Genomic DNA, 15,604 nt, shown 5'->3' on the forward strand with positions numbered 1-15,604 from the left:
GGGCGTGTCGCACAAGAACTCCGCACTCAACGGCTTTGCAGCACTTCTCAAAGGAGAGAACCATGACCTCAGCCCTCCCGGCGACGCCCCCACGCGTCCCTCGTTCGCGGCGGCGGATCGCCGCCCTCCTGGCCGGGGTGGTGGGAGCGGGCGGCGCCGTCGTCGGGCTCCCGCTCGTCGTGGCCGGGCCGGTCGCGGCCGTCGAGCAGGGCACGCTCGTGCCCGGCAGCGCACCGTCCGAGGCGCTCGGCGCGGGCGGGGCCGTCGACTACACGGTGTACCTCCCGCCGGGCTACGACGAGGACGCCGAGCAGCGCTACCCGACCGTCTACCTGCTGCACGGGCGCGGCGACACGCAGGCCGCGTGGCAGCGCGTCGCGACCGACCTCGACGAGCTGATCGGGACCGAGGCGATCCAGCCCCTGGTCGTGGTCATGCCCGACGCGCCCTGGAACGACCGGGGGAGCTGGTACACCGACTCGGCCTACGAGGGTTCCGCGGACTCCGGCACCGGTGCAGGCTTCCAGGTCGAGACCGCGCTCACGCGCGACCTGGTCGGGCACGTCGACGCGACCTACCGGACCGTGGCCGACCGCGAGGCGCGCGCCGTGGGCGGCTATTCGATGGGCGGGGCGGGCGCGCTGCGCCTGACCCTCGCGCACCAGGACGAGTTCTCGGCGGGCATCGTGCTGAGCCCCGCGGTGTACGTCCCCCAGCCACCCGCGGACTCGTCCGTCCGTGACCACGGGGGCTACGGCGTCGGGCACGAGCTGTTCTCGCCCGAGCGGTACACCGAGCTCTCCTACCCGGCGGCGCTCGCCGCGCTCGACCCGGCCCTGCCCGTGCACCTGTTCGTCGCGGTCGGCGACGACGAGTGGGCCAACCCCGACCCCGCCGAGGCGAGTCACGACATCGACTTCGAGTCGGCGCGGCTCTACAACACCGCGCGCCGCGTGCCGGGAGTCACGGCCGAGCTGCGGGTCATGAACGGGGGCCACGACTGGGACGTCTGGCAGCCTGCGTTCCGCGAGGCGATCGTCGACGTGTCCTCGCGCCTGCGCACCGAGCCCACGGTGCCGTGGGACGCCGAGCTGCTCGGCTCCGCGGGCGACGACCGCGCGGGCGGCATCCTCGCCACGCCCGACGGCGGCACGACCGTCGCCCTCAACCTCGCTGGGTCCTGGGCCGGGTCGCAGCCCGCGGGCGGACTCGACGTCGTGCTGGCACGCCGCGACGCGGACGGAGCCACGCTGTGGCAGCACCCGATCGCGACGCCCGCCGACGAGCGCGCGTACGGCGTGGTCGCCGGACGGACCGGGACGACCCTCGTCGCCGGGTACACCAAGGGAGACCTCGACGGGAAGCACGCGGGCTCGACGCGCGACGACGGGTTCGTGGCGGCCGTGACCGCCGCGGGAGAGCGCGCCTGGACGCTCCAGACGGGCGACCCCGCCGCGGCTGACCGCTTCTACGCCCTCTCGTCCGACGGGGCCGGCGGCGCGTACGTCGCCGGGTACACGAGCGGGACCATCCCTGGCGGGACGAGCGCGGGCGACAAGGACGCGATCGTCGGGCGCGTGTCGGCGACCGGCGAGCTCCTGTGGCTCCGCCAGGTCGGCGGGCCGGGCGAGGACAAGGCGCTCGCGGTCGCTCCCGGGCCCGACGGGTCCGTGTACGTGGGCGGGGTCGCGGGGCAGGGCATGCCGGGCGCGCAGGCGGCCGGGGCCAACGACGGGTGGGTCGCGCGGTACGACGGCGCGGGAGAGCTCGTGTGGCTGCGCGGTGTCGCGACGTCGGCCAACGACCAGGTGAGCGGGCTCGTGGCGCGGGCCGACGGGTCGGTCGTCGCCGTGGGGCACACGCGCGGGGCGCTCGGCGGGGCGTCCGCGGGGGACAACGACGTGTTCGCGCGGGCGTTCGACGCCCGCGGCGAGGTCCTGTGGACGACGCAGACCGGCACGGCGACCGACGACCGCGGCGTGACGGGTGTCGCGGGTGCCGACGGCACGGTGCTCGTCGTGGGCACGACGTACGGGGCGCTCGGCACCCCGGTCGGCGGCGTGGACGTGTTCACGCTCGCGCTCGCGGCCGACGGCACGCCCGGGGCAGTGAACCAGCTCGGGACGCGCGAGCGGGACGGGGCCGACGAGTGGGACGACGCGAACCTGTTCGCCGCGCCCGGGCTCGACGGCGCGTGGCTGAGCGGTCTGACGTTCGGGGCACCCTTCGGGGCGGTGAACGCCGGTGCCGGGGACGTGTTCGTGACCCGGGTCGAGCTCGCGACGGGGCCGGGTGCACCCTCGACCGCGGTGAGCGTCGAGGCCACGGCGCGCTGCGTCGCGGGCCGGGCGCAGGTCTCGGTGCGGGCGCTCAACGGTGGTGACCAGGCGGTGAGCCTCGAGGTGTCGACGCCGTTCGGGACCAAGTCGTTCGCGGGGGTGGCCGCCGGCAAGAGCGCGCAGCAGACGTTCTCGACGCGGGTGGCCGCGATCGAGGCCGGCGAGGTCACGGTCACGGTGCAGGAACCGGCGGGGCCGGTCGAGGTCGTCGCGCGGTACGCGGCGACGGACTGCGCGGCCTGACGGGTCGCGCCCCCTGCCCGCCCGACGGCGGAGCCCACCTTCCCTGCGGAAGGTGGGCTCCGCCGTCGGGCAGCAGGGCGGGCTCAGCAGGTGAGGTTGGACCCCGTGGTCGTGCCGAGGATCTGCGCGAAGCGCTGGAACGCCGCGATGCGGCTCTGCACCTGCGCGGGGTTGCCGCCGTTGCACTCGAGCGTGCCGTTGATCGAGCGGATCGTCTCGCCGAAGCCTGCGCCGTTGACGATGGCCTGGTGGCCCGACATGGTGCCGGGGCCCGACTGCGTGTTCCAGTACCAGAGGCCCGTCTTCCAGGCCACGGCCGGGTCGGTCTCGACCAGGTACGGGTTGTTCAGCAGGTCGATGCCCAGGGCGTCACCGGCAGCCTTGTAGTTGTAGTTCCACGAGAGCTGGATGGGGCCCTTGCCGTAGTACGCGGACTGGCCCGCGGGGCAGCCGTAGGACTGGCTCGGGTCGCAGTAGTGCGAGTAGTTCGCGGTGTTGCTCTCCTTGACGTAGACCAGCGCGCCCGTCTCGTGGTTCACGTTGGCGAGGAAGGCCGCGGCCTCGCGCTTGGCGACCTCGGTGCCGCCCGACGTGGCGAACTGCGGGTACGCGCTCAGGGCGTTGACCAGGCCCTGGTACGTGTAGAACGGGTTCCGGTTGGGGAACATCTGGTTGAACTGGGCCTCGGTCACGACGAAGCCGGTCTGGTTGCCGCCCCCGTTGTCACCACCCGTGGTGCCGCCGGTCTCGCCCGTGGTGCCGCCGGTCGAGCCGCCGCACGTGCCCTGGTCGCGCCAGACGCCCCACTGGCCCGTGGTGCCGGGCGTCTCGCCCTGCGTCCACCAGCCGGCCTTCCAGTTGTGGCCGGCGGTCGAGACGACCGCGCCGCCCGTGTAGACCGCGGACGCGCTCCACGGTGCGGCGCAGGGCTCAGCCGCAGAGGCGCGGGGGGCGAGGACCGTGGCGGTGACCGACAGCGCCGCGAGGGCGGTCGTGAGGAGCAGGGCGAGCAGGGCCAGCGTCGTCGCTGGCCGTCGGATCGTGTGCGCGGTGCGCATGTTCGTACCTCTCGTCGATGACAGGGGACGACTGCGAGCCTGACGGGGGATTTGTCCGATGGTCAACGCACGTAGGGGGTACTACGTAGGTGAGGGGAGGTCGGTGGTGGTGTGGCCGGGCTGAGCGTGCCGGTCCGCGAGCAGGGGAGCGATCGAGCAGCAGGTCCGTCCGTCAGGGATGTCGGAGGGCGCGGCGTGGACCGGACACGTTCCGTGTGACCGGGGGCGGGAGTGTTTTCTGCGTAGCCACCACCATTGTGGTGGCTACGCAGAAAACACTCCCTTGGGTAGTCGCGCCCTGCAGGCGCGGCGACGTCCCCGGCGTGCATCAACTGCCAGTGTGCATCTATTGCACATGTGCACTTGGTGCACTACGTTCGTGGCATGTCCTCCGACAAGAACGCACCGCACCGCACCGACGGGCTGCCGAGCCTGGCCTCGGCCCGCGCTGCCCTCGAGGCCGCGGCCGGACTCGCTCCCGAGGAGGCCGTCCCAGCTCTCGCCGAGGCGCGCGTCCAGCTCGACGCCGCGCTCGACGAGGCGATGGCTCAGGCCCTGCTCGCCGGGCACTCGCTCCGCTCGGTCGCGGCGGACGCGGGTGTCGCGCCCAACACCGTCCCGCCGCGCGTCGCTCGCACCGCGGCGCTCGGCTCCTACCGCGGACCCGACGACCGCGTGACCGCAGAAGGAGTGACCAGGGCGCGCTACGACGTCGAGCAGGGCAAGCACGTGAGTGCTGCTCCCGAGGCGACCACGCCGCTCCGCTTCCGCCGCCGCACCTGACCCGCTCCCTCCCGCGCACCATCAGCCGCACCGCCCCACGACCCGAGGAGTACCCCATGGCCGACGCCACCGCCACCCACCTGTCGATGCTCCTCGACCGGTCGGGCTCCATGCAGTCGATCAAGGCCGCGACGATCGCGGGCTTCGACGAGTTCATGCTCGAGCAGCGTGGCGTCACGGGGCGCTGCACCGTGACGCTCGCACAGTTCGACAGCGAGTACGAGGAGGTCTACGCCGACCGGGACGTCGCCACCGTCCCGTCGCTCGACCTCCAGCCTCGTGGGATGACTGCTCTGCTCGACTCGATCGCGCGCCTCGTCCACTCGACGAGCGTGCGGATCGCGCAGCTGCCCGAGGACCAGCGGCCCGCGACCGTGATCGTCGGGATCATGACCGACGGCCACGAGAACGCCTCGAAGGAGTACACGCACGCCGCGATCAAGGCGCTCGTGACCGAGCGCGAGACCGTGTTCGGGTGGACGTTCCTCTACATGGGAGCCAACCAGGACGCGATCGAGGTCGGAGAGTCGATCGGCGTCGCCCGCGAGCGGTCGCTGACCTACGAGGGCGTCTCGGCAGGGGCCGCGTACGGGGCCGCGTCGGCGAGCATGGCCCGCCTGCGCACCGGGGTCGCCGACGGTGTCGCGCCGGCCGCGGCCCGCGACACGTTCGCGGGGTTCACGGCCGCGGAGCGCGACCTGGCCGCCGGGAACGGCTCGCCCGCGGGGCGTGTGCGCACCACCCGGCCCGTGCCCGCGGTCGCGCGCCCGGCCGCACCGCCCGCGGTGCCGACCGCACGGCTCACGGAGCGCGAGCTGCTCCTGTGGCTCACGCAGTGGCGCGACACCACGTCGGCCACGAGCATCGGCGACCGCGCGACCTACGGGGGCCGCAAGCTCATCGACGCCCAGGTCGCGGGCCACGACGTGTTCCTCAACGCCGACACGTCGCGCGGCGCGGTCGAGCAGCTCCTCGCGCACGCGGCGCGAGGCCCGCTCGTGTGGTCGGCCATCAGGAACCGCAACGGGGTCGTCAACAAGATCACGTTCCAGCCCGACGGCGCCCGCACCCCCGGCTGGTACTGCTACCTCACCACCGCGCAGGCGGGGGAGGGGCGGCTGTGAGCGGCGTCGTCGACGACGAGATCCACGGGCGGGGACGCACGGCGTTCGCCTCCCTCGACGCGGCGTTCGAGGCGCTCAACCTGCCCGTCGCCAACCGGGCGCGGATGCGTGAGATCGCAGCGCACGTCGACTTCGACGTGGTGTGGGCGCCGGCGAGCCGGTCGTACGTCGGCGTCGGGTTCGACGACGGCCGACCGGCCGCCGCGTACTTCAACCGGGGGTTCGTCGACGTCTACCGGGGGCCGAACGACTACGACCGCACGGAGATGCCGAACTTCGGCGGAGGTGGGGGTGGCGCCGGGGCCCGGCGTGCGCCCGAGAGGGAGGCCGCGATGTGCCCGTCGTGCTCGATGCAGCTGCCCGCGGCCGGGACGTGCGACGACTGCGACTGAGCCAGGACCGAAGGGTGCGGGGCCACTGCCGTCCCGCACCCTAGGGCTGCCCGAGCTCCGCGTCGTCGCACGTCTCCGACAGCACCGGCGCGTTCAGGCGGACGACGGACGTCTGCTCGGACGAGACGACGAGCTCGGCCCCTGCGTCGTCGGTCGACGACACCTCGACCGCCCCGCCGTCCGCGAACACGGTCTGCCCCAGGGCGGCGAACCCGTGCTGCGCGAGGACGGGGTCCAGGGCTGCGCGGACCGCCGCGAAGTCGTCGCCCTCGACGTACAGGTACTGCGCCGAGCCGGCGGCAGGCAGGACCAGGGTGCACGTCGAGCCCTCCTCGGAGAGGCCGGCGGTCCCGCTCGACTCCCACGGCGTCGCCGGGTCGAGCGACGACAGTGCCGCGAGGACGTCGTCGCGCACCACGGTGTACGTGTCGAGCGCCTCGGCAGGGCTCGCACCCGGCGTGCTCGCGGTCGGAGCTGCGGCGGGAGAACTGCTGCACCCTGCGACGAGCTGCCCGACGGCGGCCACCACCAGCAGCAGCACCCCGCCGGCACGCAGCCGCTTCCTCGACGATCCGGCGTCTCTCACGCGGTGCCCCCTCGCTGGGTCGGTCGACGCGCAGGTGCGCGGCGTCGTCGAACCTAGCAGCGACGAGGCGCCCACCGGGTGACGTCGCATGGGGACCGCTGCCCATGGCCTGCCCGCCGCGTGGTCGATAGCGTGGGTCGGCGACGCACCGGGACCAAGGCGGTCCCGCAGCCACGAGGGGGGACATGCGCACCATGTTCGGCGCCGACGTCGAGGCGCTCACAGGGCTCGGCAGCAGCTTCGTGGAGAGCGCCGAGACGCTCGAGACGGCCCGGCGGCAGGTCGACGGGATCGTCGCCGCCGCGGGCTGGGTGGGGCCCGACGCCGAGGAGTTCCGGCAGGACTGGTCCCGGCGGCTGGCCCCAGCGCTCGCCTCCTGCCTCGGTGCGCTCCGCGACAACGCCGAGGTGCTCCGCCGGAACGCCGAGGACCAGGCCCGCACCAGCGCGGCCGACGGCGGGTCGGGCCTCGACCGGGGCGGTGCGCCGGGGACCGGGGGTGGCGGCGACCGCTCCGGCGACGGTGGGAAGGACCGGCCGGGCAACCCTGACCTCTCGGGACACGGACCGTGGGTCGACGTCCCGCCCACGATCCCGCTCGACGACGCGGCGCTCGACCCGAACATGATCAACCAGCAGGGCCTCGGCGACTGCTGGCTTCTCGCGGGCCTGGGCGCGGTCGCCCGCGACGACCCCCAGTTCATCCGCGACCACATGCAGCTCAACGCCGACGGGACCTGGACCGTGACGATGTACAAGGACGGCGACCCCGTCGAGATCACGGTCGAGCCCGAGGTCGCGCAGGACGGCGTCATGGACCCGAGCGGGAACCCGAGCTGGGCGTCGATCTACGAGAAGGCGGCCGCCGAGTACTGGGGCGGCAGCTACGACGACATCGACGGCGGCTACTCGAGCGACGCGTTCGCGGCCATCACCGGCGCGACGCCCTCCAAGACCGGCGAGGGGAACCTCTCCGACCTCAAGGACCGTCTCGCCGACGGCCCGGTCGCGCTCGGGACCGAGGACGAGCCGTCGTGGTGGCCGTTCGGCGACGAGGTCGACGACTCCCGGGTCGTACCCAACCACGCGTACATCGTGGACAAGGTCGAGGAGCGGGACGGCGAGCTCAAGGTCCACGTGATCAACCCGTGGGGACCCGGCGCCCACCTCCAGAACGACGGGTCCGACAAGGTCGGCGACATGTGGCTCACGGAGAAGCAGTACAAGGAGAACTTCGACACCGTCTACGCCGTCCCCTCCACCCGATAGGACCCACCTGTGACAACGGTCAGGAATGTACGGCAGGGCTCGCAACCCACCTTCGGGGTGCTGCGGGTCGGGATCATGCGCGTCGGCCTCGTCGACGGCACGCCCCTCGCGCAGCTCGCGCTGCGCACCCCCTCGGACGAGGCCGTCGTCGTGCTCGACGAGGGAGACGCGTTCGAGCTCGACGGCGTCGGGACGCTGCACCTCGACGAGATCCGGGCGAGCGAAGGAACGGTCCGCGGCGAGGTCACGCTGCGGTTCGAGGAGATCGACGACGCCGACTGACCGGGCGATCCTCCCCGGAGGCCGGTGTCAGCGGCGGCTGGGAAGGTGGAACGCGGGAGGCCTCGCACCGGACGAGGCCGGGAAGGCAGAGATGAGCTCACCGACGCAGCCGCGCACGTACCCGCACGGGGTGCCGTGCTGGGTGGACACCGAGCAGCCCGACGTCGACGCCGCCACCGCGTTCTACGGCGCCCTGTTCGGGTGGACGTTCACCGACAAGATGCCGCCCGACGCGCCCGGGCGCTACGTCGTCGCCTCGCTCGACGGGCAGGACGTCGCGGCGATCGCCTCCCTGCCCGATGACAGCGACGCGAAGCCCGAGTGGATCACCTACGTCGCGGTCGACGACGTCGGGGCGACGGCCGGGGCGGTCGCTGCCGATGGTGGCGTGCTGCTCTCCGGCCCCGAGACCGTCGGCCCGCCCGGACGCATGGCCTCTGTCCAGGACCCGCAGGGTGCGCGGTTCCGGCTGTGGCAGGCGGGCACGCGCCTCGGGGCGCAGCGCGTCAACGAGCCGGGCACCTGGAACTTCAGCAACCTCCTCACGCCGGACCCGGACCGGGCCCTCGACTTCTATGGGCCGCTGCTCGGCTGGGAGCTCGACCCCGCGCTCGGCGCCGGGATGTTCCGCGTCCCGGGGTACGGCGACCACCTCGCCCACACGATCGACCCCGGGATCTTCGAACGGCAGGAGTTCGCGCCGCCAGGGTTCGCCGACGTCGCTGCCGGGCTGGCGCGCGTAGAGGGGCCGGCTCGGTGGGACGTGGCGTTCTCCGTCGCGGACCGCGACGAGAGCGCGGCAGCGGCAGAGCGGGCCGGTGGGGTCGTGCTGTCGACGAGCGAGAACGAGTGGACGCGCGAGGCCGTGGTGCGCGACCCGCAGGGAGCGCAGCTCACGCTGTCGCAGTTCGCGCCGCAGGAGTGGGGGTAGGTCAGGTCCGAAGCGCTCCGCCCGACGCGAAGGGCTCCAGTTCATCCGCTGTTCAGGGCACCAGATCGATGTGCGCCCAGCCCAGGTCCGCGTCCCCGGCGAGACGCAGCAGGTCCTCTTGCCGCGCCTGTCCGATCACGCTGCGGTAGGCGCCGACCGTCCGACGCAGCCGCCGATACCGGGACTCCTCCTTGGACAGCGGCATGGCCGGGACGTAGCGCTCGATCGCGGCTCCCCCCGGGGGTGTGCACACCCAGGACGGAAAGATCTCTGACACCGCGTCCGGGCGGTCCTTGTCGGCCGCATCGAAGACAGCCCCCCAAGGGTCAGGAGAAGTCGAGGCGAACGCGGCGGTGCCATACTGCTGCGCCACGTTCTTGCGCACCGCGTGTCCTTTGTACCGGTGGACGCGTCCTTCCCGTTGCTCGAGGTCGACGGGGTTTCCTGGCAGGTTCCAGTGCACCACCGCGTGCGAGTAGGTGTGGAAGTCGAGCCCTTCCTGCCCGACGGATGTCGACGCGAGGACGAACGGCCAGAAGGGGGAGTTGAACGCGGCGCGGACATGTTCCTCGCGGACCTCGGCGCCCTCGTCCGTCGTCCCGCGGCCGAACCGCGCAGCGAAGTGCGTCCGCATGCGGCGGTCCTGGACACGCACTTCCCCGTCGACCACGCGGATGTCCTCGATGGCCGACGTCGGGGTACGCAGCTGTAGGGCCTCTCGAAGGACCTGGGCGATACGGGTGGCACGTTCGGGAGCCGACCTGCCCACCAGTCCTTCGGACTCGACGAGGGTGTGCGCATACTCGTCGAGCACAGCCTGGAGCCCGCCGTCGGCGCAGTAGTCGAGCACCGAGCGCCAGTACGCGGAGTCGGGTCGCTCGGCGTCGACGACGGCCTGTGTCTCAGCTCGGTTGAAGAGTGCCCGGAATCCGCCGCCGATGCCGAAGGCGATCTCACGGACTGCCGGGTCTGCACTGCTGCCCCGCCTCAGCGAGGTGTCGTCCACTGCCGCTGCGACACGATCGAGCGCCCGGAGCGCGCACGTGCCGGGTCCGGCGATGGCCACCAAGGTCAACACCTCGGCGAGGTCGTCGGGGCGCGTGCCCAGATCGTCTGGGCGGATCGTGCGCGCGGCGGCAACGTGCCGCCCGAACGCCCCGGCGTGAACGGTCTCGTCGGAGCGGTCTGCGTCTGCTGCTGCTTCGCCTCGGCCGAGCAGATCGAAGAACTCGCCCTGACTCGCGACTGCGAGAGAGTCGAGCAGCAGTGGGGCGGCCCAGTACCACCGTTGGTCTGCACCGGCGCGGAGCCCCGGGATACCCGATGGGAGCACTTCGAGTGCTGTCTCGATCTCGTCCCGGACAGCGTTCTCGACCTCGACGCGAGTCAGCCGTCGCCCGGCAGCGCGTGCGTGGCGCAGCGAGTCTCCAGCTCGAGCGAGCGTCACGGACGGGTACGAGAGCAGGAAGGTCGGCATGCCGTCCAGCCGTTCGCCGTCCGTCCGGTACTGCAGGCGAGGCGACGGGGCGGTGTCGCCGTATCGGCGACGCCCGCCGTGAGCCGCGGTGACCGCTCGACGCTCTGCCTCGTAGCTCATGACCACCGAGATGGCCTTGGGAGCGACGTTCCACGCGGAGAATGCGAGCCGCTTCGTGAAGCGCGCGAGCCGGGGGTCTGCGAACGGTCCAGCCAGGTCGTAGTACGGAAGCGCCGGAGGCAACCAGGCGAGCCTCCACGCGCCGCGGTCGAGGACGTCGGTGACGAGGCCACGCATCTTCGCGTTGCCCGGGTCAAGGGGCTCGTACGCGTCGATCACGTCGTACGGGAGGAGCCCGTGCGCGCTCCCGAGCGCGGAGCTGACCGCGGGCGCTCCGGCGGCGATGGCGTCGTCGAGCAAGGTCTTGACCTTGTAGGTGCGTCGGTCCATGAGGTTCAGTGCGTACGGGCTGGAGCGCCAGAACTCGAGCATGTCCTGCCGCTGGGTGCCCGAGGTCGTTTGCACGGCCTGCGCGACGTCGTCGAGCGACGCGTAGTCGAGGAGGTCGCCCGCCGTGACGTCGACCCCGGGGAGCGGGGTCTCACGGAGCATGCCGTCCTTCTCGCGCGTCGCCGCGAGGCGCTCCGTTCGGGAGATCACGCGTCGCAGCTCCTGCTCGACCACGTCGCGTGCCCCGATGGCGCGGGCGACGGTTGCGGCGTCGGTCGGGGCGAGCATGCCTTCACGCATCGTCGCGAGACTCGCCCTGACTGTTCCCGCGCGCTCGGGACCGGCGAGGAACTCGACCGTGCTCACGAAGTCGCGGTAGTGGTCCTCACCGTCGGGCTCGTCGGGCAGCGTGTACATCTTGTAGGGCGTCGCGGAGAGCAGGAGGGTGCGCACCCTGGTGTCACCTGGGCCGGCGTACCCGACGAGGGTCTGCAGGAGCTCGGCCGCCTCGCTCTCGGCGTCGGAGCGCATGAGCTCGCTGAAGCGCTGGAACTCGTCCATGATGACGAGGTCCGGCTCGAGCCGGTCGATCGCGAGCCGTGCAACGGTGGCGCGCATGGCGCCGATGATCCGTGACCGCCGCCGTGAGAGCTCTTGCGCGGGCTTGCCGCGCAGGTAGTTGAATTCCTGGACGCACTCGACCAGCTCGTCGAGGAGCTTGCCGCCTTGCGGTCCGGCACCGCGCGAGAGCTGCTCGACGAACTGGGCGGCGAAGTCGAGGTCGAGCTCGTGCATCCGGTTGCGCCGGAAACGCTCGACGTCCCCCTGGAAGTTCTTGAGACTCGCGGAATCGCGGAAGAACTGGAGCCAGCGTCGTGGCCGCACGTCGAGGTCCCGTGACCCGCGTGCCAGCATCCAGTACATGACGACGCGCTCGAGCGCGCGCCCGCCGCCGCTCGACACCTGGAGCGACGTCCCGGGAGTGAAGGAGACGAAGTTGAGCTTCTTGCCCGCGAGGTCGCCCGTGACCAGTGGCAAGAGCGTCAGACGTTCGGCATGGAGCGGCTCGTGCCCGGGAAGCGTGAGTCGGGCGAGGTTCTGACGTGCGATCTGCTGGTTGGAGCAGATGTAGACGACGTCGATCCGGTCCACGGATTCCCACAGAGCATCGACGGTCTTGGCGATGACGCCACGCGCCACGAGGGTCTTTCCGAGCCCCACCTCGTCTGCGACGAGGAAGCGGTGGCTCGGGTCGGCGTCGTCCCACAGACGAGCGTGCACGTGGTCGACCGTGCGGCGTTGGAAGTCCTTGAGGAGGTGCAGAGCGTCGTCGACGTCGGGGCGCTCCTGTGAGTGGCGATCAGCGGGCACGGCGGGCCTCCTGGACGACGGACCAGAGCTGGGCGAACCCCTCGGGGGCGAGGTCGTCGCCGTCGGGCATCTCTGCCAGCCGGTCGACGAGGTGCGCGACGCGGTCGAGCGCCTCGTCGCCGTGGGCGACCGCACGGACCAGCGGCTCGAACAGCTCCGGCGTGTTGCCTCCCGAGGCGGAGCTCCACGAGCTCCCGGTCGGGTCGTCGGCAGCAACGGTGGCGAACGGAGACACTGCCGCGGGGTCGGCGAGGAGCAGTGCGAGGTAGCGTGCGACGTCGTCCCGGCTGCGCAGCGCGTCACGGACGGCCGCATGCCGGCGCTCGGCGACGTCGCCATCCAGGCCGAGCACGACGACGCAGCGTCGGGTCGCACGCTCGGCCCCCGCCCCGGCAGTGGTCTCCACGGCGAGGAACGGCGTGACGGCACGAAGGCTGAGGTTCTCCCACGTGACGTCGGCTCCCTCGTGAAGGACCCGCGCATGCAGCTCGGTCGGCAAGGTGACGGGCCACGCGACCGTGGTGGCACCGGGAACGGGATCAGGCACACCCTGCGTCCCGACGGCGAGGCTCGCCAGGGAGTCGCGGTCGTCGTCGCCGACGTCGGTGGTGATGGTGGCTCGTAGACCGGACGCCGCGAGGCGGCGGTGGAAGTCGTCGATGTCGAGGGCAGTGGCCTCGGCAGGGTCGACGACAGGGTCGAGCGTGCGCGGCCCGCACGGGTCGAGTACTTGCGTGAGGCCGGGGACGTCTGTCGAACCGTCGAGGGTTGCGCGGACGCCCACGTCGGCGGTCAGCCCGTGCAGGGCGACTGCCATCTCGACGTTCCCACCCCACCCGGCAGTGGTGAGGTTGGCGCTGCCGGTCACGGTCGTGCTGTCGCGGCCGGAGTCCACGACGACGGTCTTGGCGTGCAGCCCGTCCCGGACGCGATCGGTCTCGTGGGCAGGTGAGGCAGGCAGGGGGGCGCCGTGGGCGGGAGCGGTGCCGGTGTCTGCGGACGGGTCACGCTCGGCCGCGGACGAGAGCGTCATGGTCGTCCAGCCGTCGAGCGGCGCAGCTCCCAGCCGGTCGAAGGTCTCCGCGCGGGAGACGAGGGTGCGCTCGCCCGCGGCGGGGAGCCTGTGCAGCAGACCGGCGTCGAGGAACGGGCTGACGGCGAGGACTCGGTCGGCGACGTCGGGGAAGGGCCAAGGCGGCGTCGTGCCCGCGAGACCCAACGGCAGGACTTCGGCGCTGCGGAAGGGTTCGGGGGGCGCGAGCCGTGATTCCGCGATCGAGGCGGCGACGGACTCGACCAGTGCGGCACGGGCCCTGGGGAGCGGAGACGTGGCGAGCGTGGGGAGCGCGCGCAGGAAGGCACTGATCGGGGCGGGGTCGACCGGCTCGGCCGTCGTCTCGTCCTCGTCGAGGACGAGCACGGTGTCCCACGACAGGTCGAACGTGAGGTTGCGGCTGAGGACCACGAACCGGTGGTGGTAGGTGCCGTCGTCATCGACGAACCGCAGGGTCCACGACTTGGGGTGGAACAACCGGCCCCGAGCCGGAGCCATGACCTGGTGCACGGCCCCCTCGGCAAGGGTGAGGACCGAGCGGTACGACGCCGGGACGCTGATGCCGCCGGCCTGGCAGAAGACCGTGGTGCGGTCGCTGTACCGCTGGACGGCCTCGAGCAGGCCGATCGGATCCGTCGCGGCGAGGTCGTCACCGTCGACCTGTGCATTCCCGTCGAGCGTCGCGAACGTCACGGGTCCCAGGAGCAGTGCGGTGAGGTCGAGCGAGAACGTCGTGGCGATCGCGCTGTCGACGCGTCGGCCGGCGGGAGGGCGGAGCGCGTCGGTGAGCAGAACGCGGGTGTCTGGAGTGAGCATCAGGCGGTGGTCCCTGCCGTGAGGAGCATGTCGGCGCGCTGTTCCGTGCGGACAGATCTCGCGGAGTCCGGCAGGGCGGAGAACAGGTCGTCGAGGAGACGGCGTGTCACACCCCACCGGTAGTCGAGCAGGCCGGTCCCCGACTCGCCCTTCCAGGACTCTCTGGCCGACCGGTTGACGAGGCGCGAGCGTCCGCCCTTGAGACGGCGTTCGCGATGGGCGACGAGCTCACGCGCTCGCGACGAGTCCTCGACCTGGTCCGAGTCGAGCACGGCGTCGAGCCACGCATCGACGAAAGTACGTGTCGGTGAGGGGATCTTCCCGTTGCGCTCGGCGAGCACGTGCCACAGCTCGCCCCGGTCCCAGCCCTCGAGGGTGCGCGTGCTGATGACCTCCCCGCGCCACTCGTCGAGACGTTCGCGGTAGTGATCGACCAGGTCGGGGAGGGAAGCGGCCTCGGCGACGAGGAGGTTGTAGAGGAGCGACGCGCCGTGGATGGTCAGGCTGAAGCGCGTCGCGTGGTCGACGACCCGGCGCAGGTCGGCGGGCGCGCTCGCGAGCGAGAACTCCCCGGCCGAGCCTGCATCGAGGTCGATGGTGTCCCCGTGCTCGAGGAGCCAGCCGAGAAGTGAACCGGCGGTCGTCGTGCGCAGCCGTTCGAGGAGGATCGTGGCTTCCTCGGGGCGCAGGTCGAACGTCGTCGACCTCAGCAGGTCATGAGGAGGTTCGAGGCCACCGAGGTCGAAGCCCGTGTCAAGACGCCCGTCACGAGCCCCCGGGTCGTCCGTCTCGGTCCTGCCGCGGCTCGCGCCCCGGAGCGCGGACCCGCGCCGCAGGTGCCCGGAGACGCTCGTGTCCCAGGTGCGCAGCTGCCAGCGCCCGAGGGGCCCCCAGTAGACCTCGCTGGGCATCCGCTTGAGCTTGGCCCGTGCCGTCTGCCCGAGAACGCCTTGGCCGCGACCGTCCTGCTGGTCGCGGTAACCGTCGACGAGTGCCTCGATGAGTCGGACCTCCTCGACCCGCAGTCGTCGTGCCGCTTCGTCGGCTGAGGACGCGCCCGTCATCGCACGCTCGACGAGCCAGGGAACGAACAGTGCGTAGCGCAGACGCGTGAGCAGCGTCGACGTCCCAGGGAAGAGCGCGTCGGAGAACGTGTCGCGGATGGGCCCGATACCCAGCTCGTCGACCGTGCCCTGTTCCTTGAAGAGATCGATGACCTCGAGCATCCGCCGCCGCTCAGCGTTGTCGGTGTCGAGCCATCCGAACGACGACGTCATCTGCGCCGCGCCCGGAACGTGGCCGTCGACTGTTCCTCGGGTACGGACACGGAAGGCCTCCATCGGTCGCTGGTTGAACGTGCGAGCCTGAACTTACGGCTCTTGGAGCCGAGGTAGGTGGGGCGAGCGGGTGAATTCAGTTCGACAACCTCC

General features: G+C 72.0%; 12 protein-coding genes. 7 read left to right on the top strand and 5 right to left on the bottom strand.

The window, feature by feature from the left end:
- Window positions 1-62 precede the first annotated feature (62 nt).
- Window positions 63-2,582, top strand: a complete 2,520-nt coding sequence (locus OERS_RS13690) for an alpha/beta hydrolase-fold protein (RefSeq protein WP_068626243.1) — start codon at window positions 63-65, stop codon at window positions 2,580-2,582.
- 83 nt (window positions 2,583-2,665) lie between these two features.
- On the opposite strand, the gene OERS_RS13695 is transcribed toward OERS_RS13690, so the two are convergent.
- Window positions 2,666-3,640 (bottom strand): glycoside hydrolase family 19 protein, encoded by a 975-nt coding sequence (locus OERS_RS13695; protein ID WP_068626245.1) that lies wholly within the window; start codon window positions 3,638-3,640, stop codon window positions 2,666-2,668.
- A gap of 384 nt (window positions 3,641-4,024) precedes the next feature.
- Between OERS_RS13695 and OERS_RS13700 the strand changes: the two genes are divergently transcribed.
- The 3 genes from OERS_RS13700 to OERS_RS13710 are packed head-to-tail and all read left to right on the top strand — an operon-like array spanning window position 4,025 to window position 5,939.
- Window positions 4,025-4,423: a hypothetical protein gene (locus tag OERS_RS13700; RefSeq protein WP_068626246.1), complete on the top strand. Its 399-nt coding sequence runs from the start codon at window positions 4,025-4,027 to the stop codon at window positions 4,421-4,423.
- A gap of 56 nt (window positions 4,424-4,479) precedes the next feature.
- On the top strand, window positions 4,480-5,547 hold the full coding sequence (locus tag OERS_RS21780) for a VWA domain-containing protein (RefSeq protein ID WP_068626248.1): 1,068 nt from the start codon (window positions 4,480-4,482) through the stop codon (window positions 5,545-5,547).
- A complete protein-coding gene (locus tag OERS_RS13710) occupies window positions 5,544-5,939 on the top strand; it encodes a hypothetical protein (protein WP_068626250.1) in 396 nt (131 codons plus the stop codon). The genes OERS_RS21780 and OERS_RS13710 overlap by 4 nt, the downstream gene beginning before the upstream one ends.
- 40 nt (window positions 5,940-5,979) lie before the next feature.
- On the opposite strand, the gene OERS_RS13715 is transcribed toward OERS_RS13710, so the two are convergent.
- Window positions 5,980-6,525 (bottom strand): hypothetical protein, encoded by a 546-nt coding sequence (locus OERS_RS13715; RefSeq protein WP_139107843.1) that lies wholly within the window; start codon window positions 6,523-6,525, stop codon window positions 5,980-5,982.
- Between the two features lie 185 nt (window positions 6,526-6,710).
- Between OERS_RS13715 and OERS_RS13720 the strand changes: the two genes are divergently transcribed.
- The 3 genes from OERS_RS13720 to OERS_RS13730 all read left to right on the top strand — a co-directional run bounded on the left by OERS_RS13720 (window position 6,711) and on the right by OERS_RS13730 (window position 9,006).
- Entirely contained in the window at window positions 6,711-7,793 is a 1,083-nt protein-coding gene (locus OERS_RS13720; protein ID WP_068626254.1) for a C2 family cysteine protease, read from the top strand.
- Between the two features lie 9 nt (window positions 7,794-7,802).
- Window positions 7,803-8,075, top strand: coding sequence for a hypothetical protein (locus OERS_RS13725; RefSeq protein ID WP_139107844.1), 273 nt, complete (start codon window positions 7,803-7,805; stop codon window positions 8,073-8,075).
- Between the two features lie 91 nt (window positions 8,076-8,166).
- Window positions 8,167-9,006 carry a VOC family protein gene (locus OERS_RS13730; RefSeq protein WP_068626256.1) on the top strand — a complete coding sequence of 280 codons (840 nt, stop codon included), beginning with the start codon at window positions 8,167-8,169 and terminating at the stop codon, window positions 9,004-9,006.
- Between the two features lie 52 nt (window positions 9,007-9,058).
- Here the strand turns inward: OERS_RS13730 and OERS_RS13735 are convergent, their stop codons facing one another.
- The 3 genes from OERS_RS13735 to OERS_RS13745 are packed head-to-tail and all read right to left on the bottom strand — an operon-like array spanning window position 9,059 to window position 15,514.
- Window positions 9,059-12,304 carry a helicase-related protein gene (locus OERS_RS13735; protein ID WP_068626258.1) on the bottom strand — a complete coding sequence of 1,082 codons (3,246 nt, stop codon included), beginning with the start codon at window positions 12,302-12,304 and terminating at the stop codon, window positions 9,059-9,061.
- Window positions 12,294-14,174 (bottom strand): phospholipase D family protein, encoded by a 1,881-nt coding sequence (locus tag OERS_RS13740; RefSeq protein WP_068626260.1) that lies wholly within the window; start codon window positions 14,172-14,174, stop codon window positions 12,294-12,296. Before OERS_RS13740 ends, OERS_RS13735 begins: the two co-directional genes overlap by 11 nt.
- Complete coding sequence (locus OERS_RS13745) at window positions 14,174-15,514, bottom strand: DUF6361 family protein (RefSeq protein WP_139107846.1); 1,341 nt, start codon at window positions 15,512-15,514, stop codon at window positions 14,174-14,176. The genes OERS_RS13740 and OERS_RS13745 overlap by 1 nt, the downstream gene beginning before the upstream one ends.
- Between the last annotated feature and the right edge of the window lie 90 nt (window positions 15,515-15,604).

Source organism: Oerskovia enterophila (genome assembly GCF_001692445.1).
Classification (GTDB): Bacteria; Actinomycetota; Actinomycetes; order Actinomycetales; family Cellulomonadaceae; genus Oerskovia; species Oerskovia enterophila.